Here is a 13014-nt window from a genome sequence, read left to right as displayed (position 1 = left end):
AAGGGCCGTGTCAATCCCGCAGGGATGTTCGGACAAGGGACATTCATGTCAGCGGGAGCGCGACACGCCCGACCGCGTGGGTCGGAGAGTGAAGGGTCACGCACGAGAAACACCGGGTTCCAGAGCGTTAGAGAGACAGGACTACTGAGTAGCCATGGCGGGACAGAAGATCCGCATCCGGCTCAAGGCCTACGACCACGAGGTCATCGACTCCTCGGCGAAGAAGATCGTCGAGACGGTGACCCGCACTGGTGCGTCGGTCGCGGGCCCGGTGCCGCTGCCCACTGAGAAGAACGTGTACTGCGTCATCAAGTCGCCGCACAAGTACAAGGACTCGCGCGAGCACTTCGAGATGCGCACGCACAAGCGCCTGATCGACATCCTCGACCCGACCCCCAAGACCGTTGACTCTCTGATGCGACTCGACCTGCCGGCCGGTGTCGACATCGAGATCAAGCTCTGAGGCTGGTGGGCTGAGAATGGCTAAGCAGATCAAGGGCATCCTGGGCGAGAAGCTCGGCATGACGCAGGTGTGGGACGAGAACAACCGTGTTGTTCCGGTCACCGTCGTCAAGGCCGGCCCCAACGTCGTGACCCAGGTTCGTACCAACGACGTCGACGGCTACGAGTCGGTCCAGATCGCCTTCGGCGAGATCGACCCGCGCAAGGTGAACAAGCCCCTCAAGGGTCACTTCGCCAAGGCCGACGTCACCCCCCGTCGCCACCTCGTCGAGATCCGCACCGCGGACGCCTCCGAGTACACGCTGGGCCAGGAGATCACCGCTGCGGTGTTCGAGGCCGGCGTGAAGGTCGACGTCACCGGCAAGAGCAAGGGCAAGGGCTTCGCCGGTGTCATGAAGCGTCACAACTTCGGTGGCCTCGGCGCCGGTCACGGCACCCAGCGCAAGCACCGCTCGCCCGGTTCCATCGGTGGCTGCGCCACCCCGGGCCGTGTGTTCAAGGGCCTCCGCATGGCGGGTCGCATGGGCAACGAGCGGGTCACCACCCAGAACCTGACCGTCCACGCCGTTGACGCGGAGAAGGGTCTGCTGCTCATCAAGGGCGCGGTTCCCGGTCCGAACGGCGGCCTCGTCCTGGTCCGCACCGCGGCCAAGGGGGCCTGAGGTAACCGATGAGCACTGTTGACATCCTTTCGCCGGCGGGCGAGAAGGCCGGTTCCGTCGAGCTCCCCGCGGAGATCTTCGACGCCAAGGTCAGCGTCCCGCTGATCCACCAGGTCGTCGTCGCGCAGCTGGCCGCTGCCCGCCAGGGCACGCACAAGACCAAGACCCGCGGTGAAGTCCGTGGTGGTGGCAAGAAGCCGTACCGCCAGAAGGGCACCGGTCGCGCCCGCCAGGGTTCGACCCGCGCGCCGCAGTTCGCCGGTGGTGGCGTCGTGCACGGTCCCGTGCCGCGTGACTACTCGCAGCGGACCCCGAAGAAGATGAAGGCCGCCGCCCTGCGCGGTGCCCTCACCGACCGGGCGCGTCACAACCGCATCCACGTCGTCTCCGGCGTGGTCGAGGGCCAGATCTCCACGAAGGCCGCGAAGAGCCTGTTCGGCAAGATCTCGGAGCGCAAGAACCTGCTCCTGGTCGCCGAGCGCTCCGACGAGGCCGCGTGGCTGTCCGCCCGCAACCTGCCCCAGGTCCACATCCTGGAGCCGGGCCAGCTGAACACGTACGACGTTCTCGTCTCGGACGACGTGGTCTTCACCCAGGCCGCTTTCGAGTCCTTCGTCGCCGGCCCGAAGGCCAACGACACCGAAGGGAGCGAGGTCTGATGGCCATCCGTCACCCCGCTATCGCCTCGAAGGCCGCCAAGGCCGCCAAGGCCGCGCGCGTCGCCAAGGCGCGTCGCCACGCCACCGAGGGCAAGAACACCGTCGAGACCCCGCTGAGCAAGTCGTACACGGACCCCCGTGACGTCCTGCTGAAGCCGGTCGTCTCCGAGAAGAGCTACGCGCTCCTCGACGAGAACAAGTACACGTTCATCGTCGACCCGAACGCCAACAAGACCCAGATCAAGCAGGCCGTCCAGGCGGTCTTCGACGTCAAGGTCACCGGGGTCAACACGATCAACCGCGCCGGCAAGCGCAAGCGGACCCGCACCGGGTTCGGCCAGCGTGCCGCCACCAAGCGCGCGATCGTGACCCTCGCCGAGGGCGACCGTATCGACATCTTCGGCGGTCCGACCGCCTAAGGGCGGTCCGGATCGTCCGATATCGGACGAGGACTGAGAAATGGGAATCCGCAAGTACAAGCCGACTACGCCGGGCCGTCGTGGCGCCAGCGTTGCCGACTTCGTCGAGGTCACGCGGTCCACGCCGGAGAAGTCGCTGGTTCGCCCGCTGCACAGCAAGGGCGGCCGTAACAACGCCGGTCGTGTGACCGTTCGCCACCAGGGTGGCGGACACAAGCGCGCCTACCGAGTGATCGACTTCCGTCGTCACGACAAGGACGGCGTGCCGGCGAAGGTCGCGCACATCGAGTACGACCCCAACCGCACCGCGCGCATCGCGCTGCTGCACTACGCCGACGGCGAGAAGCGCTACATCCTCGCCCCGCGCAACCTGCAGCAGGGCGACACCGTGGAGAACGGTCCCGGGGCCGACATCAAGCCGGGCAACAACCTCGCCCTGCGCAACATCCCGGTCGGTACCACGATCCACGCGATCGAGCTCCGTCCCGGTGGCGGTGCCAAGTTCGCCCGCTCCGCGGGTGCCTCCGTGCAGCTGCTCGCCAAGGAGGGCGCCTACGCCCACCTGCGCATGCCGTCCGGTGAGATCCGCCTGGTCGACGTGCGCTGCCGCGCCACCGTCGGCGAGGTCGGCAACGCCGAGCAGTCGAACATCAACTGGGGCAAGGCCGGCCGTAAGCGGTGGCTGGGCGTTCGCCCGACCGTCCGTGGTGTGGTCATGAACCCGGTCGACCACCCGCACGGTGGTGGTGAGGGCCGTACCTCCGGTGGCCGCCACCCTGTGTCCCCGTGGGGCAAGAAGGAAGGCCGTACTCGTTCGCCCAAGAAGGCGTCGAACAAGTACATCGTCCGCCGCCGCAAGACGAACAAGAAGCGCTAAGGACGGGTTGAGATGCCTCGTAGCTTGAAGAAGGGGCCCTTCGTCGACGACCACCTGATGAAGAAGGTGGACGCCCAGAACGATGCCGGCACCAAGAACGTCATCAAGACCTGGTCCCGTCGCTCGATGATCGTCCCGGCCATGCTCGGCCACACGATCGCGGTGCACAACGGCAAGACCCACATCCCGGTGTTCGTCACCGAGTCGATGGTCGGCCACAAGCTCGGCGAGTTCTCGCCGACGCGCACCTTCCGGGGCCACGTCAAGGAAGACCGGAAGTCGAAGCGCCGCTAGTAGCGGATCGCATTCAGACACGTAAGTAACTGAAGGGACAACCATGGAAGCCAGGGCCCAGGCGCGGTACATCCGCGTCACGCCCATGAAGGCCCGCCGCGTGGTGGACCTCATCCGTGGCATGGACGCCACGGAGGCCCAGGCCGTCCTGCGATTCGCTCCGCAGGCCGCCTCGGTGCCGGTGGGCAAGGTGCTGGACAGCGCCATCGCCAACGCCGCGCACAACTACGACCACACCGATGTCGACAGCCTCTTCGTTTCCGAGGCCTACGTCGACGAGGGCCCGACCCTGAAGCGGTTCCGGCCGCGCGCCCAGGGCCGTGCCTACCGGATCCGCAAGCGGACCAGCCACATCACCGTGGTCGTCAGCAGCAAGGAAGGAACCCGGTAATGGGCCAGAAGGTAAACCCGCACGGGTTCCGGCTCGGTGTCACGACCGACTTCAAGTCGCGTTGGTACGCCGACAAGCTGTACAAGGACTACGTCAAGGAAGACGTCGCCATCCGTCGGATGATGACGTCCGGCATGGAGCGCGCCGGCATCTCCAAGGTCGAGATCGAGCGCACCCGTGACCGCGTCCGCGTGGACATCCACACCGCTCGCCCGGGCATCGTCATCGGCCGCCGCGGCGCCGAGGCCGACCGCATCCGCGGTGACCTGGAGAAGCTGACCGGCAAGCAGGTCCAGCTGAACATCCTCGAGGTCAAGAACCCGGAGACGGACGCTCAGCTGGTGGCCCAGGCCGTCGCCGAGCAGCTGTCCTCCCGCGTCTCCTTCCGTCGGGCCATGCGCAAGAGCATGCAGTCCGCCATGAAGGCCGGCGCCAAGGGCATCAAGATCCAGTGCGGTGGCCGTCTCGGCGGCGCCGAGATGTCCCGCTCGGAGTTCTACCGCGAGGGCCGCGTGCCCCTGCACACGCTCCGCGCGAACGTGGACTACGGCTTCTTCGAGGCCAAGACGACCTTCGGCCGCATCGGCGTGAAGGTCTGGATCTACAAGGGCGACGTCAAGAACATCGCCGAGGTCCGCGCCGAGAACGCTGCCGCCCGTGCGGGTAACCGCCCGGCCCGCGGTGGCGCCGACCGCCCGGCCCGTGGTGGCCGCGGTGGCGAGCGGCGCGGTCGCAAGCCGCAGCAGGCTGCCGGTGCCGAGGCCCCCAAGGCCGAGGCCCCCGCGGCTGCCGCTCCGGCTGAGAGCACCGGAACGGAGGCCTGACCGAAATGCTGATCCCCCGTAGGGTCAAGCACCGCAAGCAGCACCACCCGAAGCGCAACGGTATGTCCAAGGGTGGGACGCAGGTTGCGTTCGGCGAGTACGGCATCCAGGCGCTGACCCCGGCCTACGTCACGAACCGCCAGATCGAGGCGGCCCGTATCGCGATGACCCGCCACATCAAGCGTGGCGGCAAGGTCTGGATCAACATCTACCCGGACCGTCCCCTCACCAAGAAGCCGGCCGAGACCCGCATGGGTTCCGGTAAGGGTTCCCCGGAGTGGTGGATCGCGAACGTCAAGCCCGGACGTGTGATGTTCGAGCTGTCGTACCCCAACGAGAAGATCGCCCGTGAGGCGCTGACCCGTGCGGCCCACAAGCTGCCGATGAAGTGCCGGATCGTCAAGCGCGAGGCAGGTGAAGCGTGATGTCGGCCGGTACCAAGGCGTCCGAGCTGCGCGAGCTGGGCAACGAGGAGCTTCTGGCGAAGCTCCGCGAGGCCAAGGAAGAGCTGTTCAACCTCCGCTTCCAGGCGGCCACGGGTCAGCTCGAAAACCACGGCCGGCTGAAGGCCGTCCGTAAGGACATCGCGCGGATCTACACCCTGATGCGCGAGCGCGAGCTGGGCATCGAAACGGTGGAGAACGCATGAGCGAGAACAACGTGACTGAGCAGAACACCGAGGCGCGCGGCTTCCGCAAGACCCGTGAGGGCCTCGTCGTCAGCGACAAGATGGACAAGACCGTCGTCGTCGCCGTCGAGGACCGCGTCAAGCACGCGCTGTACGGCAAGGTCATCCGCCGTACGAACAAGCTCAAGGCGCACGACGAGCAGAACGCCGCGGGCGTCGGCGACCGCGTCCTCCTCATGGAGACCCGGCCGCTGTCCGCGACGAAGCGCTGGCGCGTCGTCGAGATCCTCGAGAAGGCCAAGTAATTCCTGCGGGCAAACCCGCAGGTCAGTTCCGCCAGGCTCGGCAGGGGTCCTCGTGATTGAGGCCCCTGCCGGGAACCGGCAGACGATCAGGAGATAGACGTGATCCAGCAGGAGTCGCGACTGCGTGTCGCCGACAACACTGGTGCGAAGGAGATCCTTTGCATCCGTGTGCTCGGTGGCTCCGGTCGCCGCTACGCGGGCATCGGTGACGTCATCGTCGCCACCGTCAAGGACGCGATCCCCGGTGGCAACGTGAAGAAGGGTGACGTCGTCAAGGCGGTCATCGTTCGCACCGTCAAGGAGCGCCGCCGTCCGGACGGCTCGTACATCCGCTTCGACGAGAACGCCGCCGTCATTCTGAAGAACGACGGCGACCCTCGCGGCACCCGCATCTTCGGCCCGGTCGGCCGTGAGCTGCGCGAGAAGAAGTTCATGAAGATCATCTCGCTCGCGCCGGAGGTGCTGTAAGCATGAAGATCAAGAAGGGCGACCTGGTCCAGGTCATCACCGGCAAGGACAAGGGCAAGCAGGGCAAGGTCATTGCCGCTTACCCGCGCGAGGACCGCGTCCTGGTCGAGGGTGTCAACCGGGTCAAGAAGCACACCAAGGCCGGTCCGACCGCCAGCGGTTCCCAGGCCGGCGGCATCGTGACCACCGAGGCGCCGATCCACGTCTCCAACGTCCAGCTGGTCGTGGAGAAGGACGGCAAGAAGGTCGTCACGCGTGTCGGCTACCGCTTCGACGAAGAGGGCAACAAGATCCGCGTTGCCAAGCGGACGGGTGAGGACATCTGATGGCTACCACCACCACTCCGCGTCTGAAGCAGAAGTACCGCGAGGAGATCGCGGGCAAGCTGCGTGACGAGTTCAAGTACGAGAACGTCATGCAGGTTCCCGGCCTCGTCAAGATCGTGGTCAACATGGGTGTCGGCGACGCCGCCCGTGACTCGAAGCTGATCGAGGGCGCGATCCGCGACCTGACCACCATCACCGGTCAGAAGCCGGCCGTCACCAAGGCCCGCAAGTCCATCGCGCAGTTCAAGCTGCGTGAGGGCCAGCCGATCGGTGCCCACGTCACGCTCCGTGGCGACCGCATGTGGGAGTTCCTGGACCGCACCCTGTCGCTCGCGCTGCCGCGCATCCGCGACTTCCGCGGCCTGTCCCCCAAGCAGTTCGACGGCCGTGGCAACTACACCTTCGGTCTCACGGAGCAGGTCATGTTCCACGAGATCGACCAGGACAAGATCGACCGCGTCCGGGGTATGGACATCACCGTGGTGACCACGGCGACCAACGACGAAGAGGGCCGTGCCCTTCTCCGTCACCTCGGCTTCCCGTTCAAGGAGGCGTGAGCGAGATGGCGAAGAAGGCTCTCATCGCGAAGGCTGCTCGCAAGCCCAAGTTCGGTGTGCGTGGCTACACCCGCTGCCAGCGCTGCGGTCGTCCGCACTCCGTGTACCGCAAGTTCGGCCTGTGCCGCGTGTGCCTCCGTGAGATGGCTCACCGTGGCGAGCTGCCGGGCGTGACCAAGAGCTCCTGGTAATCCCCTCATTTAGGGATTCCTGGACCTCTCGGTAAGCAACCGGGACGGCAGGGCCCGAACCCCGCATGCCGTAGGCTGGTGGGGTTGGGCTCTGCCGCCCTGAACGACTTACTACGCCGTAGGTCCCCGCACCGCACCCGTCCCGTCTGCAGAAGTACGGGGAGAGGGATGGCGCATATAGGAAACCCCGGCGAGAAAGGCCACAGGCCAATTCATGACCATGACTGATCCGATCGCAGACATGCTGACGCGTCTGCGGAACGCGAACTCGGCGTACCACGACTCGGTGTCGATGCCGCACTCCAAGATCAAGTCGCACATCGCGGAGATCCTCCAGCAGGAGGGCTTCATCACGGGCTGGAAGGTCGAGGACGCCGAGGTCGGCAAGAACCTCGTTCTCGAGCTGAAGTTCGGCCCCAACCGTGAGCGCTCCATCGCGGGCATCAAGCGGATCTCGAAGCCCGGTCTCCGGGTCTACGCGAAGTCCACCAACCTGCCGAAGGTGCTCGGCGGCCTGGGCGTGGCGATCATCTCCACGTCGCACGGGCTCCTCACCGACAAGCAGGCCGGCAAGAAGGGCGTGGGTGGGGAAGTCCTCGCCTACGTCTGGTAGCAGAAGGGAACGGAGGAAACAGCTATGTCGCGCATCGGCAAGCTCCCCATCGCGGTTCCCGCCGGCGTGGACGTCACCATCGACGGCCGTACGGTCTCGGTCAAGGGCCCCAAGGGCTCGCTGACCCACACCGTTGCCGCGCCGATCGACATCGCTAAGGGCGAGGACGGCACCCTGCAGGTGCTGCGCCCGAACGACGAGCGTCAGAGCAAGGCCCTGCACGGCCTCTCCCGCACGCTGGTGGCGAACATGATCACCGGCGTGACCCAGGGTTACGTGAAGAAGCTCGAGATCAGCGGTGTCGGTTACCGAGTGACCGCCAAGGGTTCCAACCTGGAGTTCGCTCTCGGTTACAGCCACCCGATCGTGGTCGAGGCCCCCGAGGGCATCACCTTCAAGGTGGAGTCCCCGACCCGTTTCTCGGTCGAGGGCATCGACAAGCAGAAGGTCGGCGAGGTTGCGGCCAACATCCGCAAGCTGCGCAAGCCCGACCCGTACAAGGCCAAGGGTGTCAAGTACGAGGGCGAAGTCATCCGCCGCAAGGTCGGAAAGGCGGGTAAGTAAGCCATGGCATACGGGCAGAAGATCCTCAAGGGCGACGCCTACAAGCGCGCCGCGATCAAGCGCCGTCACATCCGGATCCGCAAGCGGATCTCCGGTACGGCGGAGCGCCCCCGTCTGGTCGTGACCCGCTCCAACCGCCACATCGTGGCGCAGGTGATCGACGACCTGAAGGGCCACACCCTGGCGTCGGCGTCCACGCTGGACGCGTCGATCCGCGGTGCCGAGGGCGACAAGTCCGCGCAGGCCAAGCAGGTCGGCGCCCTGGTCGCCGAGCGTGCCAAGGCCGCCGGTGTCGAGGCCGTCGTGTTCGACCGTGGTGGCAACCAGTACGCCGGCCGCATCGCGGCCCTGGCGGACGCCGCCCGCGAAGCCGGGCTCAAGTTCTGAGCCGCTTGTAGCTAGCGGAAAGAGAGAGGTAATCCAATGGCTGGACCCCAGCGCCGCGGAAGCGGTGCCGGTGGCGGCGAGCGGCGGGACCGGAAGGGCCGTGACGGCGGCGCTGCTGCCGCCGAGAAGACCGCGTACGTTGAGCGCGTCGTCGCGATCAACCGCGTCGCCAAGGTTGTGAAGGGTGGTCGTCGCTTCAGCTTCACCGCGCTGGTCGTGGTGGGCGACGGTGACGGCACCGTGGGTGTCGGTTACGGCAAGGCCAAGGAGGTGCCGGCCGCCATCGCCAAGGGCGTTGAGGAGGCCAAGAAGCACTTCTTCAAGGTCCCCCGTATCCAGGGCACCATCCCGCACCCGATCCAGGGTGAGAAGGCTGCCGGCGTCGTGCTGCTCAAGCCCGCGTCGCCCGGTACCGGTGTGATCGCCGGTGGCCCGGTGCGTGCCGTGCTCGAGTGCGCCGGTATCCACGACGTGCTGTCGAAGTCGCTCGGCTCCGACAACGCCATCAACATCGTGCACGCGACCGTGGAGGCCCTGAAGGGCCTGCAGCGTCCCGAGGAGATCGCGGCCCGCCGTGGTCTGCCGCTCGAGGACGTCGCCCCCGCGGCTCTTCTCCGTGCGCGTGCCGGGGCGGGTGCGTAATCATGGCGCAGCTCAAGATCACGCAGGTCAAGTCCTACATCGGCAGCAAGCAGAACCACCGTGACACCCTGCGGTCGCTTGGTCTCAAGGGGATCAACACCGTGGTCGTCAAGGAGGACCGCCCCGAGTTCCGCGGCATGGTGCACACCGTCCGCCACCTCGTGACGGTCGAGGAGGTCGACTGATCATGGCGGAGAACAACCCGCTGAAGATCCACAACCTCCGTCCGGCCCCCGGCGCCAAGACCGCCAAGACCCGTGTCGGTCGTGGTGAGGCGTCGAAGGGTAAGACGGCCGGTCGTGGTACCAAGGGCACCAAGGCCCGCTACCAGGTTCCGGAGCGCTTCGAGGGTGGCCAGATGCCGCTCCACATGCGCCTCCCGAAGCTGAAGGGCTTCAAGAACCCGTTCAAGACCGAGTACCAGGTCGTGAACCTCGACAAGCTGGCCGCGCTCTACCCGGAGGGTGGCGAGGTCACCGTCGAGTCGCTGGTGGCCAAGGGCGCCGTTCGCAAGAACAGCCTCGTCAAGGTCCTCGGCCAGGGCGAGATCTCCGTGGCGCTGCAGGTGACGGTCGACGCCGTCTCCGGTTCCGCCAAGGAGAAGATCACCGCCGCCGGCGGCACGGTCACCGAGCTCGTCTGAGTTACTCAGGCGGAGCGTCGATGACGTAAACGATCCCGACCGGGGATACCTCACAATGAGGTATCCCCGGTCGGTCGTTCCTAGGGGGGCATGGTCGCCGGTAAGGTGGCCTGCACTGTTCTTTTTCGTATTCGTCGAACCTCAGACCGTCACCCTTGACGCAGTTGCGCGGGGGTCGCAGGAGGCACCGTGCTCACCGCGTTCGCCCGGGCGTTCAGGACGCCCGACCTGCGCAAGAAGCTGCTCTTCACGCTGGGCATCATCGTGGTCTACCGGGTCGGTACCCACGTCCCGATCCCCAACGTCAACTACCAGGCCGTCCAGCAGTGCGTGAAGGAGGCCGGCGCCAACCAGGGCCTGTTCGGCCTCGTGAACATGTTCAGCGGCGGCGCGCTGCTCCAGATCACGGTCTTCGCGCTCGGCATCATGCCGTACATCACCGCCAGCATCATCCTTCAGCTGCTGACCGTGGTGATCCCGCGCCTGGAAGCCCTGAAGAAGGAGGGCCAGGCCGGCACGGCGAAGATCACGCAGTACACCCGTTACCTGACCGTGGCGCTCGCCATCCTCCAGGGCACCGGCCTGGTGGCCACCGCCCGCAGCGGCGCGCTCTTCAACGGCTGCTCGGTCGCCACGAGCATCGTCTCGGACCAGGCGATCTTCGCGACCATCACGATGGTCATCTGCATGACCGCCGGTACCGCCCTGGTGATGTGGCTCGGTGAGCTGATCACCGACCGCGGCATCGGCAACGGCATGTCGATCCTGATGTTCATCTCGATCGCCGCGACCTTCCCGTCCGCGCTGTGGGCCATCAAGAAGCAGGGCTCGCTGGCCGGCGGCTGGATCGAGTTCGGCACCGTCATCGCGGTCGGCCTGGTCATGGTCGCGCTCGTCGTCTTCGTCGAGCAGGCCCAGCGCCGCATCCCGGTGCAGTACGCGAAGCGGATGATCGGACGCCGGTCCTACGGCGGTACGTCCACGTACATCCCGCTGAAGGTGAACCAGGCGGGTGTGATTCCCGTCATCTTCGCCTCCTCGCTGCTCTACATCCCGGCGCTGATCGCGCAGTTCGCGGGGGGCAACTCGGGCTGGAAGACCTGGATCGAGCAGAACCTCACCAAGGGCGACCACCCGATTTACATCACTTCGTACTTCTTGCTCATCGTTTTCTTCGCGTTCTTCTACGTCGCTATCTCCTTCAACCCCGAGGAAGTAGCCGACAACATGAAGAAGTATGGTGGCTTCATCCCGGGCATCCGGGCTGGCCGACCGACCGCTGAGTACCTGAGCTACGTGCTCAACCGGATCACCTGGCCGGGTTCGCTGTATCTGGGTCTGATCGCTCTCGTACCGACAATGGCGTTGGTGGGCTTTGGGGCAAGCCAGAACTTCCCCTTCGGCGGGACCAGCATCCTCATCATCGTGGGTGTCGGCCTCGAGACGGTGAAGCAGATCGAGAGCCAGCTCCAGCAGCGCAATTACGAAGGGTTCCTCCGCTGATGCGTATCGTCCTCGTCGGGCCGCCGGGTGCCGGTAAGGGAACGCAGGCCGTCCGGCTCGCAGAGAAGCTGGGCATCCCGCACATCTCCACGGGCGACCTGTTCCGCGCCAACATCAGCCGGCAGACGGAGCTGGGCAAGCTCGCCAAGTCCTACATGGACGCCGGCAACCTCGTCCCCGACGAGGTGACCATCGCGATGGCCAAGGACCGCATGGAGCAGCCGGACGCGGAGAAGGGCTTCCTGCTGGACGGCTTCCCGCGCAACGTCTCGCAGGCGGAGGCGCTGGACCAGCTGCTCCAGGACGAGCACATGACGCTGGACGCCGTCCTCGACCTGGAGGTCCCCGAGGACGAGGTCGTCAAGCGGATCGCCGGCCGGCGCATCTGCCGCAACGACTCCTCGCACGTCTTCCACGTGACCTACAGCCCGGCCAAGCAGGAGGGCGTCTGCGACGTCTGCGGCGGCGAGCTGTACCAGCGCGACGACGACTCCGAGGACACCGTCCGCAAGCGGCTGGAGGTCTACCACACGCAGACCGAGCCGATCATCGACTACTACAAGGCGCAGGAGCTGGTCGTGACGATCTCCTCGCTGGGCCCGGTGGACGAGATCACGCAGCGGGCGCTGGAGGCCCTCAAGCGCGAGAAGGCCGAGAAGTAGATCCCGGCCCTTCCGGCCGCGGTGCCCTCCCCGGGCGCCGCGGCCGTACTGTTGTACAGGTACCCCAGTCGATGTGAGTGACGGAGAGCGCAGGCCCCCCATGGTGCAGATCAAGACCCCCGAGCAGATCGCGAAGATGCGGGCGGCGGGCCTGGTCGTAGCCGCCATCCACGCGGCGACGCGTGAGGCCGCGGTGCCCGGCGCGACCACCCGGGACCTGGACGAGGTGGCCCGCAAGGTCCTCGCCGAGCACGGCGCGAAGTCGAACTTCCTCGGCTACGGCGGCTTCCCGGCCACCATCTGCACCTCCGTGAACGACGTGGTCGTGCACGGCATCCCCTCCGACGACGTCGTCCTGAAGGACGGCGACATCATCTCCATCGACTGCGGCGCGATCATCGACGGCTGGCACGGTGACGCGGCCTACACGGCCTTCGTCGGCTCCGGTCACGCCCCGGAGCTGATCGAGCTGTCCCGGGTGACCGAGGAGTCGATGTGGGCCGGCATCGCGGCCATGAAGCAGGGCAACCGCCTGGTCGACATCTCCCGGGCGATCGAGACGTACATCCGCCGCCAGCCGAAGCCCGGCGGCGGTCGCTACGGCATCATCGAGGACTACGGCGGCCACGGCATCGGCACCGAGATGCACATGGACCCGCACCTGCTGAACTACGTCGACCGGCGCCGCGGCAAGGGTCCCAAGCTGGTCCCCGGCTTCTGCCTGGCCATCGAGCCGATGGTCTCCCTCGGCACCCCGAAGACCGAGGTCCTGTCCGACGACTGGACGGTCATCACGACCGACGGCACCTGGTCCTCGCACTGGGAGCACTCGGTGGCCCTGACCGAGCAGGGGCCGCTGGTGCTCACCGCCCCCGACGGCGGCAAGGCGAAGCTGGCCGAGTACGGTGTGGTGGCCGCGCCGGACCCCTTGGGCTGA

24 protein-coding genes are annotated in these 13014 nt (G+C 66.5%); all 24 read left to right on the top strand.

Annotation, left to right across the window (positions count from 1 at the left end):
* The first annotated feature begins 154 nt into the window (after nt 1–154).
* On the top strand, nt 155–463 hold the full coding sequence (gene rpsJ, locus Srubr_RS28015) for a 30S ribosomal protein S10 (RefSeq protein WP_003948644.1): 309 nt from the start codon (nt 155–157) through the stop codon (nt 461–463).
* 16 nt (nt 464–479) lie between these two features.
* Nucleotides 480–1124, top strand: coding sequence for a 50S ribosomal protein L3 (gene rplC, locus Srubr_RS28010; protein WP_030601213.1), 645 nt, complete (start codon nt 480–482; stop codon nt 1122–1124).
* 8 nt (nt 1125–1132) lie between these two features.
* A complete protein-coding gene (gene rplD / locus Srubr_RS28005) occupies nt 1133–1783 on the top strand; it encodes a 50S ribosomal protein L4 (RefSeq protein ID WP_189994128.1) in 651 nt (216 codons plus the stop codon).
* A complete protein-coding gene (gene rplW, locus Srubr_RS28000) occupies nt 1783–2202 on the top strand; it encodes a 50S ribosomal protein L23 (protein WP_030778513.1) in 420 nt (139 codons plus the stop codon). The genes rplD and rplW overlap by 1 nt, the downstream gene beginning before the upstream one ends.
* A 40-nt stretch (nt 2203–2242) precedes the next feature.
* On the top strand, nt 2243–3079 hold the full coding sequence (gene rplB / locus Srubr_RS27995) for a 50S ribosomal protein L2 (protein ID WP_030601203.1): 837 nt from the start codon (nt 2243–2245) through the stop codon (nt 3077–3079).
* Nucleotides 3080–3091: 12 nt separating this feature from the next.
* Complete coding sequence (gene rpsS, locus Srubr_RS27990) at nt 3092–3373, top strand: 30S ribosomal protein S19 (protein ID WP_059252070.1); 282 nt, start codon at nt 3092–3094, stop codon at nt 3371–3373.
* Between the two features lie 43 nt (nt 3374–3416).
* A complete protein-coding gene (gene rplV / locus Srubr_RS27985; protein ID WP_030778516.1) occupies nt 3417–3764 on the top strand; it encodes a 50S ribosomal protein L22 in 348 nt (115 codons plus the stop codon).
* A complete protein-coding gene (gene rpsC / locus Srubr_RS27980) occupies nt 3764–4588 on the top strand; it encodes a 30S ribosomal protein S3 (protein ID WP_010036723.1) in 825 nt (274 codons plus the stop codon). Before rplV ends, rpsC begins: the two co-directional genes overlap by 1 nt.
* Before the next feature lie 5 nt (nt 4589–4593).
* The gene (gene rplP / locus Srubr_RS27975; RefSeq protein WP_009190136.1) at nt 4594–5013 is read left to right on the top strand and encodes a 50S ribosomal protein L16; all 420 of its coding nucleotides are present in this window, start codon (nt 4594–4596) and stop codon (nt 5011–5013) included.
* Nucleotides 5013–5237 (top strand): 50S ribosomal protein L29, encoded by a 225-nt coding sequence (gene rpmC / locus Srubr_RS27970; RefSeq protein ID WP_007494763.1) that lies wholly within the window; start codon nt 5013–5015, stop codon nt 5235–5237. Before rplP ends, rpmC begins: the two co-directional genes overlap by 1 nt.
* Nucleotides 5234–5521 (top strand): 30S ribosomal protein S17, encoded by a 288-nt coding sequence (gene rpsQ / locus Srubr_RS27965; protein WP_020941675.1) that lies wholly within the window; start codon nt 5234–5236, stop codon nt 5519–5521. The genes rpmC and rpsQ overlap by 4 nt, the downstream gene beginning before the upstream one ends.
* A gap of 99 nt (nt 5522–5620) precedes the next feature.
* Nucleotides 5621–5989, top strand: coding sequence for a 50S ribosomal protein L14 (gene rplN, locus Srubr_RS27960; protein WP_003998823.1), 369 nt, complete (start codon nt 5621–5623; stop codon nt 5987–5989).
* Between the two features lie 2 nt (nt 5990–5991).
* The gene (rplX, locus tag Srubr_RS27955) at nt 5992–6315 is read left to right on the top strand and encodes a 50S ribosomal protein L24 (RefSeq protein ID WP_181793587.1); all 324 of its coding nucleotides are present in this window, start codon (nt 5992–5994) and stop codon (nt 6313–6315) included.
* The gene (rplE, locus tag Srubr_RS27950; RefSeq protein ID WP_030345436.1) at nt 6315–6872 is read left to right on the top strand and encodes a 50S ribosomal protein L5; all 558 of its coding nucleotides are present in this window, start codon (nt 6315–6317) and stop codon (nt 6870–6872) included. The genes rplX and rplE overlap by 1 nt, the downstream gene beginning before the upstream one ends.
* 5 nt (nt 6873–6877) lie before the next feature.
* A complete protein-coding gene (locus Srubr_RS27945) occupies nt 6878–7063 on the top strand; it encodes a type Z 30S ribosomal protein S14 (protein ID WP_003948630.1) in 186 nt (61 codons plus the stop codon).
* Between the two features lie 214 nt (nt 7064–7277).
* Nucleotides 7278–7676, top strand: a complete 399-nt coding sequence (gene rpsH / locus Srubr_RS27940; protein WP_014674378.1) for a 30S ribosomal protein S8 — start codon at nt 7278–7280, stop codon at nt 7674–7676.
* Between the two features lie 24 nt (nt 7677–7700).
* Nucleotides 7701–8240 carry a 50S ribosomal protein L6 gene (gene rplF / locus Srubr_RS27935; protein WP_030641195.1) on the top strand — a complete coding sequence of 180 codons (540 nt, stop codon included), beginning with the start codon at nt 7701–7703 and terminating at the stop codon, nt 8238–8240.
* Between the two features lie 3 nt (nt 8241–8243).
* Complete coding sequence (gene rplR / locus Srubr_RS27930) at nt 8244–8627, top strand: 50S ribosomal protein L18 (RefSeq protein WP_189994126.1); 384 nt, start codon at nt 8244–8246, stop codon at nt 8625–8627.
* Between the two features lie 36 nt (nt 8628–8663).
* Nucleotides 8664–9269 carry a 30S ribosomal protein S5 gene (gene rpsE, locus Srubr_RS27925; RefSeq protein WP_019753099.1) on the top strand — a complete coding sequence of 202 codons (606 nt, stop codon included), beginning with the start codon at nt 8664–8666 and terminating at the stop codon, nt 9267–9269.
* 2 nt (nt 9270–9271) lie between these two features.
* Nucleotides 9272–9454: a 50S ribosomal protein L30 gene (gene rpmD, locus Srubr_RS27920; RefSeq protein WP_003998814.1), complete on the top strand. Its 183-nt coding sequence runs from the start codon at nt 9272–9274 to the stop codon at nt 9452–9454.
* A 2-nt stretch (nt 9455–9456) separates the two neighbouring features.
* On the top strand, nt 9457–9912 hold the full coding sequence (gene rplO / locus Srubr_RS27915) for a 50S ribosomal protein L15 (protein ID WP_030601181.1): 456 nt from the start codon (nt 9457–9459) through the stop codon (nt 9910–9912).
* Nucleotides 9913–10101: 189 nt separating this feature from the next.
* On the top strand, nt 10102–11415 hold the full coding sequence (secY, locus tag Srubr_RS27910) for a preprotein translocase subunit SecY (protein WP_189994124.1): 1314 nt from the start codon (nt 10102–10104) through the stop codon (nt 11413–11415).
* Complete coding sequence (locus Srubr_RS27905) at nt 11415–12077, top strand: adenylate kinase (protein WP_189994122.1); 663 nt, start codon at nt 11415–11417, stop codon at nt 12075–12077. Before secY ends, Srubr_RS27905 begins: the two co-directional genes overlap by 1 nt.
* Before the next feature lie 100 nt (nt 12078–12177).
* The gene (gene map / locus Srubr_RS27900; RefSeq protein WP_189994120.1) at nt 12178–13014 is read left to right on the top strand and encodes a type I methionyl aminopeptidase; all 837 of its coding nucleotides are present in this window, start codon (nt 12178–12180) and stop codon (nt 13012–13014) included.

The sequence above is a fragment of the Streptomyces rubradiris genome (assembly GCF_016860525.1).
GTDB classification, from domain to species: domain Bacteria; phylum Actinomycetota; class Actinomycetes; order Streptomycetales; family Streptomycetaceae; genus Streptomyces; species Streptomyces rubradiris.
The sequence above is the reverse complement of the archived record's forward strand: the minus strand, read 5'-3'. Positions and strand labels throughout refer to the sequence as shown.